Here is a 13064-nt window from a genome sequence, read left to right on the forward strand (position 1 = left end):
CCCCGCGTGCGGAGGGCGTGGCGGTGATCGCCACCGCTGCTAGCCTTCGCCCGCCCAACGACCCGGGAGAGTGCCGTGCACGTGGCTGAGCAGGACGTACGCGAGCGTAGTCGCCCGCGTACCGTGCGCAGCCCTTGGGTCGTCGCCGTCCTGGGTCTCGCGGTCGCCGTGCCGGCGGGGATCGCGGTCTTCGCGCAGGAACCCCGGGCGGTCGACGGGCGGGTCCTCGTCGCCGTCCTGCTGGCCGCGATGCTGGCCGAGTGGGTGAACGTCCACGTCGAGTTCCGTCGCCACAGCTTCGTCAACTCGGCGAGCGAGGCGGCCTTCGTCATCGCGCTGCTGGTGGTCGGCGGCGTCTGGACGGCGGTCCTGCGCGCGCTCGCCGTCGGTGTCGTGCTGGCCGTCCAGCGGTTCCCGCGCCCCAAGATCCTCTTCAACGTCGCCGTCGCCGTGATCGACAGCGCTGTCGCGGTCTTCGTGCTGGAGCTGCTGCCCGCCGGGGACGTCCGCGAGCCGGCCACCTGGGTCTCCTGCCTGCTGGCCATCTTCGTGGCCAACGTCGTCGCTGCGGGCATGGTCGCCGGTGCGATCACCCTGACCCAGGGCTACCCCGGGCGAGCGGTGTGGACGAGCCTGTTCGTGCCCGTCGTCGTCGTCCAGCCGGTTGCCGTGGTCACCGGGCTGGCCATCCTCCTGCTCCTCCAGGCCACCCTCTGGACCTGGGTGATCATCGTCCCGCTCACCGCGGCGCTCGTCCTGCTCTACCGCCGGTTCGCCGAGGTGACGCGGGAGAGCCAGTCGCTGGAGCGGGTCTACGAGTTCGCCCGCCGGGTCGAGCAGGTGGAACCGGACGAGGTCGGCACCCGGCACATCGTGCGTGCGCTGCAGGAGCTGCTGAACGCCGAGCGCGTCGCCCTGTGGCTGCCCCCGTACCTGGACGAGGGGCCGCGGCTCGTCGTCGCCACGGAGAGCGGCGCGGACTGGTACGACGGCCCCGGGGACCCCGACGACGTGCTGCGTCGCCGCGCGGTCGCGTCCTCGGGGGCCGTCCACGTCTCCGCCGGCCGTGCCGACGAGGCCGAGGCGGCCGCGCTCGCCCGCCGCGGGGTCGCGGAGCTGCTGGGTGCGCCGGTGACCACGGCCGCCGGGGAACCGGGCTACCTGGAGGTGTGCGACCGGCGCAGCGACGCAGTCTCCTTCGGCAGCAGCGAGCGCGGCGCCCTGGAGTCGATGCTCACCCACGTCAACGCGGCGATCCGGCAGCAGCAGCTGCTGACCCGCATCCGGTTCGACGCCGACCACGACCGGCTCACCGGGTTGCCGAACCGGCAGCGCCTCGCGGCGGAGATCCACGCCCTCCTGACCGGGCACCCCGCGGGCGCCGGCGCGGGGCTCATCCTGGCCTCCCTCGGCACCTACGCCGACGTCACCGACACGCTCGGGCACGCGGCGAGCGACGAACTGCTCCTGGTCACCGCCGGCCTGCTCCGCGAGCACGCCCCGCCGCGCGCCCTGCTGGCCCGCATGGAGCGCGAGCAGTTCGCGGTCCTCCTCCCGGGGCTCTCCCTCGCTGCCACCGAGCAGGCCGCCCGGCGGCTGCGCGAGGCGGCGGCGACGCGGGTCCGCGTGGCCGGGCTGGACCTGGAGGTGTCGCTGACCATCGGCGTCGCGGCCGCGCCGGAGCACGGCGCCGATGCCGGCACGTTGATGCAGCGCGCCGACGTCGCCCTGCTGGCGGCCGGGGAGTCCGGGGGCGTGGCCAGCTACCACCCGGTGCTGGACCAGCAGAGCCTGCGCCGCCTGCAGTTGGGCACCGAGCTCGCGCAGGCGATGGCCGACGGTCAGATCGGCGTTGTCTTCCAGCCGGTGATCGACGCGAAGACCTCCGACATCGTGTCGGTGGAGACCCTCGTCCGCTGGACCCACCCTCGTTTCGGCAGCATCCCGCCCGAGGACGTGATCGGGCTGGCCGAGCAGATCGGCCGGATCGGCGCGGTGACCGACCACGTGCTGGACCTGGCGCTCGCCCGCTGCCGGCGCTGGCTGGACGAGGGCATCTCGCTGTCCGTCGCGGTCAACGTCTCGGCGTTCTCCCTCAGCGAGCCCGACCTGGTCGACCGCATCCGCGGCGCCCTGGACCGGCACGGCGTCCCGGGTGAGCTGCTCATCCTCGAGCTCACCGAGAGCAGTGTCGTGGACGACTCGGTGCGCGGCAGCTCGGTGCTGGAGGAGCTGCACGACCTCGGGCTGCGGCTGTCGATGGACGACTTCGGCACCGGCTACTCGTCGCTCTCCCAGCTGCGGCAGCTGCCGATCGACGAGCTGAAGATCGACAAGTCCTTCGTGCTCACCATGGCCACCAGCCAGGGGGAGTCCTTCATCGCCCGGTCGATCATCGAGCTGGCCCACAACCTCGGGCTGTGCGTGGTGGCCGAGGGCGTCGAGGACGAGATGACCCGCAACCAGCTCATCGCCATGGGCTGCGACAAGCTGCAGGGCTTCCTGATCAGCCGGCCGCTGCCGGAGGACCGGCTGGAGAAGTGGCTGCTCGCGCGCACCGGCGTGCGCTCCGCCGCGCCGGGGGCCACCCACCGCCGCCTGTTCGTCCGTACCTGACGGAGGGTGCCGCGGGGCCCCTGCGGAGAGGGCGGCAGGCATCGGGTAGAGTCTTCGACGGCTCCTCGGAGCACGCCCCTTTAGCTCAGTCGGCAGAGCGTCTCCATGGTAAGGAGAAGGTCTACGGTTCGATTCCGTAAAGGGGCTCTGGCAGTAACCCGACCTACCGGTCCTGTCGCGAGACCGGCCCGCGTGGTCACCCGGCGGTGTAGCTCAGCCTGGTAGAGCAAGCGGCTCATAATCGCTGTGTCACCGGTTCAAGTCCGGTCACCGCTACTCCCGACGGACCCGGTCACCCGGGTCCGTCGCCGTGTCGGCCCCGGGCCGATGCGGCAGCAGGGCCCGGCCCCGGGTCCTGTCCCACAAGGCTAGGAGCGCTCCCGTGGCAGCCACCGACGTCCGTCCGAAGATCACCCTGGCCTGCCAGGAGTGCAAGAACCGGAACTACATCACCCGCAAGAACCGGCGGAACGACCCCGACCGGCTCGAGCTGAAGAAGTACTGCCCGCGCGACCGCAAGCACACGCTGCACCGCGAGACGCGCTGACGACGCGACACGGCTGAGCGAGGGCGGGAGCATGGCGCTGGACCGGGCACTGGTCGGGCGCAGCTACCCGCCCTCTGCCGTCTACGAGGTCGGGCGGGCGAAGATCGCCGAGTTCGCGACCGCGGTCGGCGCGACCGACCCCGTGCACCACGACGTGGAGGCCGCCCGTGCGGCGGGCCACGCCGACGTCGTCGCGCCGCCGACCTTCGCCATCGTGGTGAGCCTGGAGGCCGCGTTCGTGGTGCTCGCGGACGACGAGGTGGGACTGGACTACAGCCGGGTCGTCCACGGCGAGCAGAGATTCACCCACCACCGCCCGATCCGGGCCGGCGACCGGCTGGTCGCCACCACCACGATCGACGCCGCCCGCACCGTCGCCGGCAACGACCTGCTGACGGCCCGGGTGGAGCTGGCCACGGAGGACGGCGAGGCGGTCTGCACGGCCACCTCCATGCTCGTCGCGCGGGGGATGGCATGACCGCCGAGATCGGCACCGAGCTCCCCGAGCTGGTCATCCGGGTCACCCGTGCCGACCTGGTGCGCTACGCCGGCGCCTCCGGTGACTTCAACCCGATCCACTGGAACGAGCGGGTCGCGCGCGAGGTCGGCCTGCCCGGCGTCATCGCCCACGGCATGCTGACCATGGCCCTGGCTGCGCGGGCGGTGACCGGCTGGACCGGTGACCCGACGGCGCTCCTCGAGTACCAGGTCCGCTTCGGCCGCCCGGTCGTCGTCCCCGACGACGACCGCGGGGCCGAGCTGACCGTCCGCGGCACGGTGGCCGCCCTGCTGGACGAGGGGCGGGTACGGGTCGACCTGACGGTCACCAGCGGGGGCGAGAAGGTCCTCTCCCTCGCCCGCGCGGTCGTCCGGCTCGGCTGAGCCCCGCCGGGCCCCGGCCCGCTGCGGACCGGGGCCCGGCGTTCAGCCCGCCGTGGACAGCAGCCGCTGCAGCCGCGAGACGCCCTCGACGAGGTCCTCGTCGCCCAGCGCGTAGGACATCCGGAGGTAGCCGGGCGTGCCGAACGCCTCGCCGGGCACGACCGCGACCTCGGCCTGCTCCAGGATCAGCTCGGCGAGCTCCGCGCTGGTCTCCGCGGTGCGCCCGCCGATCGGGCGGCCGAGCAGGCCCTTGACCGAGGGGTAGGCGTAGAACGCGCCGTGCGGCTCGGGGCACGCCACGCCAGGGATCTCGCGCAGCATCGACACGATGGTCTTCCGGCGCCGGTCGAACGCCGTCCGCATCTCGGCGACGGCCGAGAGGTCCCCGGTCAGCGCGGCGATCGCGGCGGCCTGGGAGACGTTCGCGACGTTCGAGGTGGCGTGCGACTGGAGGTTGGTCGCCGCCTTCACGACGTCGGCCGGACCGGCGATCCAGCCCACCCGCCAGCCGGTCATGGCGTAGGTCTTGGCGACCCCGTTCACCACGACGCACCGGTCGGCGAGCTCGGGGACCAGCACCGGCATCGACGGCGCGGTGAGCCCGCCGTAGGTCAGGTGCTCGTAGATCTCGTCGGTGAGCACCCACAGGCCGGCCTCGAGCGCCCAGCGGCCGATCTCCTCCACCTGCTCGGCCGGGTAGACGGCACCGGTGGGGTTGGAGGGCGAGCAGAAGAGCAGCGCCTTGGTGCGCGGGGTGCGGGCGGCCTCGAGCTGCGCCGCCGAGACCAGGTAGCCGCTCTGCTCGTCGGCCACCACCGGGACCGGGACCCCCCCGGCCAGCCGGATGGCCTCCGGGTAGGTCGTCCAGTACGGCGCGGGGACCAGCACCTCGTCGCCGGGGTCGAGCATCGTCGCGAACGCCTCGTAGACCGCCTGCTTGCCACCGTTGGTCACCAGCACCTGGGCCGGGCTGAGCTGCAGGCCTGAGTCGCGGGCGGTCTTCGCGACGATCGCCTCCTTGAGGGCCGGCAGGCCACCGGCCGGGGTGTACCGGTGCATCGCCGGCGTCCGGGCGGCGGTGATGGCGGCCTCGACCACGTAGTCCGGCGTCGGGAAGTCCGGCTCGCCGGCGCCGAAGCCGATCACCGGCTTCCCGGCGGCCTTGAGGGCCTTCGCCTTGGCGTCCACGGCGAGCGTCGCGGACTCGGCGATGGCGCCGATGCGGCGGGAGATGCGGCGCGCGGCGGGCGGCAGCTCGGTCGAGCGGGCGGCGGACCCCGGAGCGGAGGCGTCGGTCATGGGACCATCGTGTCAAAGACCACGGCCCGCGAGCCGCGCGCCCGGCTCCCGCGCGCAGGTGACCGCGTGCGGAGGCTCCGCCGGGGGTGGCGTCGGCGGGACGTTCGCCCCCGGCCGCCGCGGTCCCGTACACTGGCTGCACCGGGGCCTGTTGACCCCGCCACCGGCGTGCCCCGGATCCCCTCGCGGGGCCGGTGCGGGTGTGGCGGCGAGACGCTCGGGGCCCACCAGGGCATAGGGGTGTAGCTCAATTGGCAGAGCAGCGGTCTCCAAAACCGCAGGCTGCAGGTTCAAGTCCTGTCACCCCTGCCAGCAGGACACGGCACGACCGACCGACGGCCCTCGCGGGAGTGGCCACCACCGACGAGGCGAGCGAGGCGCAGTGAGCGACGAGAAGCCGGGCCGCGAGGACGACGCGCGCGCCGCCTCCGACGCCGAGCTCACCGACGAGCAGCTGGACCGCGAGGCGCCGGTGGTCGACGACGCCGCCGCGCTCGAGGCCGCCGAGGACCAGGTGGCCGGCGAGGCCGAGGCCGACGAGGACAAGGTCGTCCCATCACCGCGGGGAGACCGCGCCGCCCGGCGGCGCGGCCGGATCACGGCCGGCGCCGACGAGGACGACGAGCCCGCCACGCGGTCCCGCCGCGCCGCGCGCTCGGCCACGGGCCCGGCCCGCGAGGGCGCCCCGACCCGTTCCCGGGCCGCGGCGGATCGGGCCCGCGCCGAGGAGCTGCGGCCGCGCCGCTCGATCATGCGGTTCCTGCGCGAGGTGGTCGCCGAGCTGCGCAAGGTCATCTGGCCGGGCCGGCGTGAGCTGATCACCTACACGACCGTGGTGATCGTGTTCGTCGCGTTCATCGTCGCGCTGGTGGCGGGCCTCGACCTGCTCTTCGCGCAGGGCGTGCTCGCCGTCTTCGGTTGATCCGCCTGCGCGCCTGAACGCCCCCTGACTAGGAAGAGACACCCTGTGACCGACCCCCGCGAGCCCTTCGAGACCGACAACGCGGTCGAAGGCACCGATCTGGACGACGCCCGATTCGACGAGCGCGGCACCGCCGACGTCGAGACCGGCGCCGGCGAGGTCGGCGCCGCCGAGGGGTCCAGCGACACCGCCGACCTGGCCGCGGGTACCGCGATCGCCGACGGAGAGGTCGCCGACGCGACGCCGGAGATCGAGACCGGTGACCCCGCCACCCTCGCGACCGACCCGCAGGCCGCGCCCGCCGAGGGCTCCGACGGCGCGGAGCAGGAGGACGAGGACCCGGTGGAGGCGCTGCGCAAGGCGCTGCGGATCGCCCCCGGGGACTGGTACGTCGTCCACTCGTACGCGGGCTACGAGAACAAGGTGAAGACCAACCTCGAGGCGCGCATCCAGTCCCTCGACGTGGAGGACTACATCTACCAGATCGAGGTGCCCACCGAGGAGGTCACCGAGATCAAGAACGGCAAGCGCTCGCAGGTCAACCGCAAGGTCCTGCCGGGCTACCTGCTGGTCCGCATGGAGCTCAACGACGAGTCCTGGGGCGCGGTCCGCAACACCCCCGGGGTCACCGGCTTCGTCGGCGCGACGTCCAAGCCCTCGCCGCTGACGATCGACGAGGTCGTGAAGATCCTCGCCCCGGCCACCACGCCGCAGGCGCCGCGGGTCACCGAGACCGCCGCGGCGAGCACGGGTGGCGCCGCCGCCGCGCCGGCCGCCGTCGTCGACTTCGAGGTGGGCGAGTCGGTGACCGTCATGGACGGCCCGTTCGCCACGCTGCCCGCCACCATCAACGAGATCAACGCCGAGCAGCAGAAGCTGCAGGTCCTCGTCTCCATCTTCGGCCGCGAGACGCCCGTCGAGCTCTCGTTCAGCCAGGTCCAGAAGATCTGACGGACAGGCCCCGAAGACCTCACCACCCAACCTGAACCGGAGAACAGAGCATGCCCCCCAGGAAGCGGTTGACCGCGGTCATCAAGCTCCAGATCAACGCCGGTGCGGCCACGCCCGCCCCGCCCGTCGGTCCGGCGCTCGGTCAGCACGGCGTCAACATCATGGAGTTCTGCAAGGCGTACAACGCCGCGACCGAGTCGCAGCGCGGCAACGTGATCCCCGTGGAGATCTCGGTCTTCGAGGACCGGTCCTTCACGTTCGTCACCAAGACCCCGCCGGCCGCGCGCATGCTGCTCAAGGCCGCAGGTGTCGAGAAGGGCTCGGGCGAGCCGCACAAGACCAAGGTCGCCACGGTCACCCGTGACCAGGTCCGCGAGATCGCCACGACCAAGATGGCCGACCTCAACGCCAACTCGCTCGAGCAGGCCGAGAAGATCATCGCCGGCACCGCCCGGTCGATGGGGATCACCGTCCAGGGCTGATCCCGCCCCAGCACCCGTGGGAGGGCCACGCCTGGCCCGTGCACCACGCGATCCCCGGCGACGTCCGGGGGAGAGGATCCACCATGGCGAAGCACGGCAAGAAGTTCCGCGCAGCGGCCGAGAAGGTCGACCGCGACAACCTGTACAGCCCGCTCCAGGCCGCCACCCTGGCCAAGGAGACGTCGACGACCGCCTACGACGCCACCGTCGAGGTCGCCATGCGCCTGGGCGTCGACCCGCGCAAGGCCGACCAGATGGTCCGCGGCACCGTCAACCTGCCGCACGGCACCGGCAAGACCGCCCGCGTCATCGTCTTCGCGACCGGTGACAAGGCCGCCGAGGCCGAGGCCGCCGGCGCCGACGTCGTGGGCTCCGACGACCTGATCGAGCGCATCCAGGGCGGCTTCCTGGACTTCGACGCCGCGATCGCGACGCCGGACCAGATGGCCAAGGTCGGTCGCATCGCCCGCATCCTCGGCCCCCGCGGCCTGATGCCGAACCCGAAGACCGGCACGGTGACCCCCGACGTCACCAAGGCCGTCAACGACATCAAGGGCGGGAAGATCAACTTCCGCGTCGACAAGCAGGCCAACCTGCACCTGGTGATCGGCAAGACGTCGTTCGACGAGGCCAAGCTGGTCGAGAACTACGCCGCCGCCCTCGACGAGGTGCTCCGCGCCAAGCCGTCGTCGGCGAAGGGCCGGTACCTGAAGAAGGTCACCATCTCCACCACCATGGGCCCGGGCATCCCGGTCGACCCGAACCGCACCCGCAACCTGACGGTGGACGAGCCCACCGCGTGAAGACCAGGTGACCTGGTCGTTCCGGGTCCTGGCTCGCCGTCGACAGTGAGCCAGGACGTCACCAGGTGAGCCACGACGGCCCCGCTGCGCACCGCGCGGCGGGGCCGTCGCCGTCCGGGGGGCGGCGATGCGGCGCCCACCGCCGGCGCCTCCGCGGGGATGTGACCGGGCCGACGGCCGGCGCGCCGGAGGCGACATGTATGCTCGTCCCCGTTCCCCCCAAGACCGCTGGTCGTCGCACGTCCGCGTGCGATCGAAGGTCCCGGAGCTCCGGGCGACCCGCGCAGGAGGACGGTTCGATCGGCAGGCGTCCGCGCCCGCCCCTCGCCCCGTGCGCCCTGCGCCGGGGCGTTCCTCGTCTCCGGGCCCTCCGTCGCACGCAGTCGTGCAGCGGCCAGCAGTCGCCCGACAGACGAGAGGAGGCCCATGCCCACGCAGGCGAAGGCCGCGGTGATCGACGAGATCACCGAGCGGTTCCAGTCGTCCAGCGCGGCGGTGCTCACCGAGTACCGCGGGCTGACCGTGGCGCAGCTGACCCAGCTGCGCCGTTCCCTCGGTGAGGGCAGCAGCTACGCCGTCGTCAAGAACACCCTGACGAAGCGGGCGGCGGACTCGGTCGGGCACTCCGACCTGGCCCCGCTGCTCAACGGCCCGACCGCGATCGCCTTCATCGAGGGTGACGTCGTCGAGGCCGCCAAGGCCATCCGCGACTTCGCGCGCGCCAACCCGCTGCTCGTCGTCAAGGGCGGCGTCGTCGAGGGCCGCACCGTCGGCCCCGCCGAGGTCACCGCCCTGGCCGACGTCGAGCCGCGCGAGGTGCTGCTGGCCAAGCTGGCCGGCGCCATGAAGGGCAACCTGACCAAGGCTGCCGGGCTGTTCCAGGCCCCGCTGTCGCAGGTCGCCCGGCTCGCCGAGGCGCTCAAGGAGAAGAAGCCCGCCGAGGCCGGCGCTCCCGAAGCCGCTGCTGCTGACACCACCCCCGACGCTGACGCCGCGGACGCCGCGGCCAGCACCGACTGACCCCAGAAGGAGACACCATGGCCAAGCTTTCCACCACGGAGCTGCTCGACGCGTTCAAGGAGATGACCCTCCTCGAGCTGTCCGACTTCGTGAAGCAGTTCGAGGAGACCTTCGAGGTCACCGCTGCTGCCCCCGTCGCCGTCGCGGCCGCCCCCGCCGCCGGTGGTGGCGGCGGCGACGCCGGTGCCGCCGTCGAGGAGCAGGACGAGTTCGACGTCATCCTCGAGTCGGCCGGCGACAAGAAGATCCAGGTCATCAAGGAGGTGCGCGGCCTGACCTCGCTCGGCCTCAAGGAGGCCAAGGACCTGGTCGACAACGCGCCGAAGCCGGTCCTGGAGAAGGTCGCCAAGGACGCCGCCGAGAAGGCCAAGGCCGCTCTCGAGGGCGCCGGCGCCACCGTCACCGTCAAGTAAAGGACCCGGCGCCCCCAGCCCTCGCTCCGCTCGGGCCGGGACCCTGCGCCGGGCCGTTCCACCGCGTCACCAGGGGCCGTCCTCCTTCGGGAGGACGGCCCCTGTCGCATGTCCGGGTGGTTTGCCGCCGCCGGCCGAGACCCGCGTCACCGAAACTCCGTGACACACGTAACCTTCGCCGGGCGTGATCGTTACTGACCGGTAGTGACGCGCTGAGATCCGCCGCACGCGGGGGATCGAGGTACAGGGACCGCCGGGGCCCGCCGGTGCGGCGGGGCGGGGAGCCGGCGGCAGGGCCGGGACGGGAGGCAGGGGACACGTGGGCGTCGCAGTCGAGGTCTCGGGCCTGACCAAGTCGTTCGGCAGTCAGAACATCTGGAGCGACGTCACGCTGACGCTGCCGCCGGGGGAGATCTCGGTGCTGCTGGGGCCGTCCGGCACCGGCAAGTCGGTCTTCCTCAAGTCGCTGGTCGGCCTGCTGAAGCCCGAACGCGGCTCGATCGTCATCTCCGACACCGACATCGTCCGCACCAGCGAGTCGCGCCTCTACGAGGTGCGGAAGCTGTTCGGCGTGCTGTTCCAGGACGGTGCGCTGTTCGGCTCGATGAACCTGTTCGACAACATCGCCTTCCCGCTGCGCGAGCACACGCGCAAGAGCGAGTCCGAGATCAGGCGCATCGTCCTCGAGAAGATGGACATGGTCGGCCTGCAGGGGGCCGAGGGGAAGCTGCCCGGGGAGATCTCCGGTGGCATGCGCAAGCGGGCCGGGCTCGCCCGCGCGCTGGTCCTCGACCCCGAGATCATCCTGTTCGACGAGCCCGACTCCGGGCTGGACCCGGTCCGCGTGGCCTACCTGAACCAGCTGATCGTGGACCTCAACGCCCAGATCGACGCGACGTTCCTGATCGTCACCCACGACATCGGCACCGCGCGCACCGTCCCGGACAACCTCGGCCTGCTGTTCCGCCGCCACCTGGCGATGTTCGGCCCGCGCGAGCAGCTGCTGACCTCGCAGGAACCGGTGGTCCGCCAGTTCCTGAACGGGCGCCGCGAGGGCCCGATCGGCATGAGCGAGGAGAAGGACGTCGCCCAGGTCGAGGCCGAGATGGCGGCCCTGGAGGCGCGCGGCGGGGACCAGCACAACGGCATCGGGCCCAAGGGCGCGAGCGGTGGGGACGCCGTCCCGCCGCAGCTCGACCCGTCCCCGGGCCTACCGGAGCGGAAGGCCGTGCGCCGCCGGCAGGAGCGGGTCGCCCGGATGCTGCAGGAGTTCGACCCCGCCACCGCGGCGGCCATCCGCGCCTCGCTGCCGGCGGACCTGCTCGCCCAGGCCGACGCGGGGGTCTTCGGCCCGACGCCGGTCCCGGGTGGCCGGCACTGGGGGCCGGAGCCCGGCGCGACGGCCCCCACGGTGGTGCTGCCCCGGACCGGGGGCGACGGGTGACCACCACCGGCAAGCCGGCCGCGCCGGGGCTGCTCGACGGCAGGTACTCGCCGACCCGCCCGCTGGCGGCGAGCGGGAAGCTGTTCGCCTTCGCCCTCGACGTGCTGCGGGCCCTGCCCAGGCGCCCGTTCCAGGTGCGGGAGTTCATCCAGCAGACCTGGTTCGTCGCCAGCGTGACCATCCTGCCGACGGCGCTGGTCGCGATCCCCTTCGGCGCCGTCATCGCCCTGCAGCTGGGGTCGCTGACCCGCCAGCTGGGCGCCCAGTCCTTCACCGGGTCGGCCTCGGTGCTCGCCGTCCTGCGCGAGGCCAGCCCGATCGTCACCGCCCTGCTGATCGCCGGCGCCGGGGGGTCGGCCATCTGCGCGGACCTCGGCGCGCGCAAGATCCGCGACGAGATCGACGCCATGGAGGTCCTGGGCATCAGCCCGATCCAGCGTCTCGTCGTCCCCCGGGTGCTCGCCGCGATGCTGGTCGCCACCCTGCTCAACGGGCTGGTCAGCGTCGTCGGGGTGGCCGGTGGCTACTTCTTCAACGTCGTCCTCCAGGGCGGGACGCCGGGGGCCTACCTGGCCTCGTTCAGCGCGCTGGCCCAGGTGGAGGACTTCTGGTCCGGGGAGATCAAGGCGCTGGTCTTCGGGCTGATCGCCGGCATCGTTGCCGCGTACAAGGGGCTCAACGCCGGTGGCGGCCCCAAGGGTGTGGGCGATGCCGTGAACCAGGCGGTCGTCATCACCTTCCTGCTGCTGTTCGCCGTGAACTTCGTCATGACGGCGCTGTACTTCCAGCTCGTCCCCCCGAAGGGGGCGTGATGGCGCTCCTCTCACCCACCGACCGGGTCCGGCTCCGGCTGCGCCGGCTCGTCACCACCGTCTACCGGCGGCCGCTGGACACCCTCGAGGACCTCGGCGACCAGCTCGGCTTCTACGGGCGGGCCCTGGGCTGGGTGCCGCGCACCCTGCGGCGCTACAAGCGGGAGGTCCTCCGGCTGCTGGCCGAGGTGACGTTCGGCTCCGGCGCGCTGGCGGTCATCGGCGGCACGGTCGGCGTCATCGCCTTCCTCTCCTTCTTCACCGGCACGGAGGTCGGGCTCCAGGGCTATGCGGCGCTGGACCAGCTGGGCACGTCGGCCTTCACCGGCTTCCTCTCCGCCTACTTCAACACCCGCGAGATCGCCCCGCTGGTGGCCGGTCTCGCGCTCTCGGCGACGGTCGGCTGCGGGTTCACCGCCCAGATCGGCGCGATGCGGATCAACGAGGAGATCGACGCCCTCGAGGTGATGGGCGTGCCGTCGCTGCCCTTCCTCGTGACCACCCGCATCGTCGCCGGCTTCGTCGCCGTCGTGCCGCTGTACGTGCTGGGCCTGCTCAGCAGCTACTTCGCCACGCGCACCATCACCACGCAGGCCTACGGCCAGTCGGCCGGCACCTACGACCACTACTTCAACCTGTTCCTGCCGCCGCAGGACGTGTTCTGGTCCTTCCTCAAGGTGCTGGTCTTCGCCGTGGTGATCATCCTGAGCCACTGCTACTACGGCTTCCGCGCCGGCGGGGGGCCCGCCGGTGTGGGGCTCGCGGTCGGCCGGGCGGTGCGCTTCTCGATCGTCGCCGTCATGGTCATCGACCTGTTCCTGTCGCTGGCGATCTGGGGTTCCACGACGACGGTCCGGATCGCGGGGTGAGCGG

14 protein-coding genes and 3 tRNA genes are annotated in these 13064 nt (G+C 72.5%); 16 read left to right on the forward strand and 1 reads right to left on the reverse strand.

Annotated features, from left to right (window positions below; translation table 11 throughout):
* Positions 1–123: 123 nt before the first annotated feature.
* The 6 genes from ACI79W_RS01485 to ACI79W_RS01510 all read left to right on the forward strand — a co-directional run bounded on the left by ACI79W_RS01485 (position 124) and on the right by ACI79W_RS01510 (position 4045).
* The gene (locus ACI79W_RS01485; protein WP_456560317.1) at positions 124–2616 is read left to right on the forward strand and encodes a putative bifunctional diguanylate cyclase/phosphodiesterase; all 2493 of its coding nucleotides are present in this window, start codon (positions 124–126) and stop codon (positions 2614–2616) included.
* 74 nt (positions 2617–2690) lie between these two features.
* A tRNA-Thr gene (locus tag ACI79W_RS01490) sits at positions 2691–2763 on the forward strand.
* A 55-nt stretch (positions 2764–2818) separates the two neighbouring features.
* A tRNA-Met gene (locus tag ACI79W_RS01495) sits at positions 2819–2892 on the forward strand.
* A 106-nt stretch (positions 2893–2998) separates the two neighbouring features.
* Positions 2999–3163, forward strand: a complete 165-nt coding sequence (rpmG, locus tag ACI79W_RS01500) for a 50S ribosomal protein L33 (protein WP_284491312.1) — start codon at positions 2999–3001, stop codon at positions 3161–3163.
* 31 nt (positions 3164–3194) lie between these two features.
* The gene (locus ACI79W_RS01505) at positions 3195–3641 is read left to right on the forward strand and encodes an FAS1-like dehydratase domain-containing protein (RefSeq protein WP_456560318.1); all 447 of its coding nucleotides are present in this window, start codon (positions 3195–3197) and stop codon (positions 3639–3641) included.
* Complete coding sequence (locus tag ACI79W_RS01510; RefSeq protein ID WP_456560319.1) at positions 3638–4045, forward strand: MaoC family dehydratase; 408 nt, start codon at positions 3638–3640, stop codon at positions 4043–4045. The genes ACI79W_RS01505 and ACI79W_RS01510 overlap by 4 nt, the downstream gene beginning before the upstream one ends.
* Positions 4046–4087: 42 nt before the next feature.
* Here the strand turns inward: ACI79W_RS01510 and ACI79W_RS01515 are convergent, their stop codons facing one another.
* On the reverse strand, positions 4088–5344 hold the full coding sequence (locus ACI79W_RS01515) for a pyridoxal phosphate-dependent aminotransferase (RefSeq protein WP_456560320.1): 1257 nt from the start codon (positions 5342–5344) through the stop codon (positions 4088–4090).
* A 236-nt stretch (positions 5345–5580) separates the two neighbouring features.
* Between ACI79W_RS01515 and ACI79W_RS01520 the strand changes: the two genes are divergently transcribed.
* The 10 genes from ACI79W_RS01520 (at position 5581) to ACI79W_RS01565 (ending at position 13060) form a co-directional block, all read left to right on the forward strand.
* Positions 5581–5656, forward strand: a tRNA-Trp gene (locus tag ACI79W_RS01520).
* A 70-nt stretch (positions 5657–5726) separates the two neighbouring features.
* Positions 5727–6266, forward strand: coding sequence for a preprotein translocase subunit SecE (secE, locus tag ACI79W_RS01525; RefSeq protein WP_456560321.1), 540 nt, complete (start codon positions 5727–5729; stop codon positions 6264–6266).
* A 45-nt stretch (positions 6267–6311) separates the two neighbouring features.
* Positions 6312–7217 (forward strand): transcription termination/antitermination protein NusG, encoded by a 906-nt coding sequence (nusG, locus tag ACI79W_RS01530; RefSeq protein ID WP_456560322.1) that lies wholly within the window; start codon positions 6312–6314, stop codon positions 7215–7217.
* A 50-nt stretch (positions 7218–7267) separates the two neighbouring features.
* Positions 7268–7699, forward strand: a complete 432-nt coding sequence (rplK, locus tag ACI79W_RS01535) for a 50S ribosomal protein L11 (protein ID WP_456560323.1) — start codon at positions 7268–7270, stop codon at positions 7697–7699.
* Between the two features lie 83 nt (positions 7700–7782).
* Positions 7783–8502 carry a 50S ribosomal protein L1 gene (rplA, locus tag ACI79W_RS01540; protein ID WP_236829269.1) on the forward strand — a complete coding sequence of 240 codons (720 nt, stop codon included), beginning with the start codon at positions 7783–7785 and terminating at the stop codon, positions 8500–8502.
* 426 nt (positions 8503–8928) lie between these two features.
* Positions 8929–9522, forward strand: coding sequence for a 50S ribosomal protein L10 (gene rplJ / locus ACI79W_RS01545; protein ID WP_091929128.1), 594 nt, complete (start codon positions 8929–8931; stop codon positions 9520–9522).
* Positions 9523–9539: 17 nt separating this feature from the next.
* The gene (gene rplL, locus ACI79W_RS01550) at positions 9540–9935 is read left to right on the forward strand and encodes a 50S ribosomal protein L7/L12 (RefSeq protein WP_456560324.1); all 396 of its coding nucleotides are present in this window, start codon (positions 9540–9542) and stop codon (positions 9933–9935) included.
* A gap of 319 nt (positions 9936–10254) precedes the next feature.
* Positions 10255–11379, forward strand: a complete 1125-nt coding sequence (locus ACI79W_RS01555; protein WP_456560325.1) for an ABC transporter ATP-binding protein — start codon at positions 10255–10257, stop codon at positions 11377–11379.
* Positions 11376–12191 carry an MlaE family ABC transporter permease gene (locus tag ACI79W_RS01560; protein ID WP_456560326.1) on the forward strand — a complete coding sequence of 272 codons (816 nt, stop codon included), beginning with the start codon at positions 11376–11378 and terminating at the stop codon, positions 12189–12191. Before ACI79W_RS01555 ends, ACI79W_RS01560 begins: the two co-directional genes overlap by 4 nt.
* Positions 12191–13060 (forward strand): MlaE family ABC transporter permease, encoded by an 870-nt coding sequence (locus ACI79W_RS01565; protein WP_456560327.1) that lies wholly within the window; start codon positions 12191–12193, stop codon positions 13058–13060. Before ACI79W_RS01560 ends, ACI79W_RS01565 begins: the two co-directional genes overlap by 1 nt.
* The last annotated feature ends 4 nt before the right edge of the window (positions 13061–13064 follow it).

The sequence above is a fragment of the Blastococcus sp. SYSU DS0533 genome (assembly GCF_054050775.1).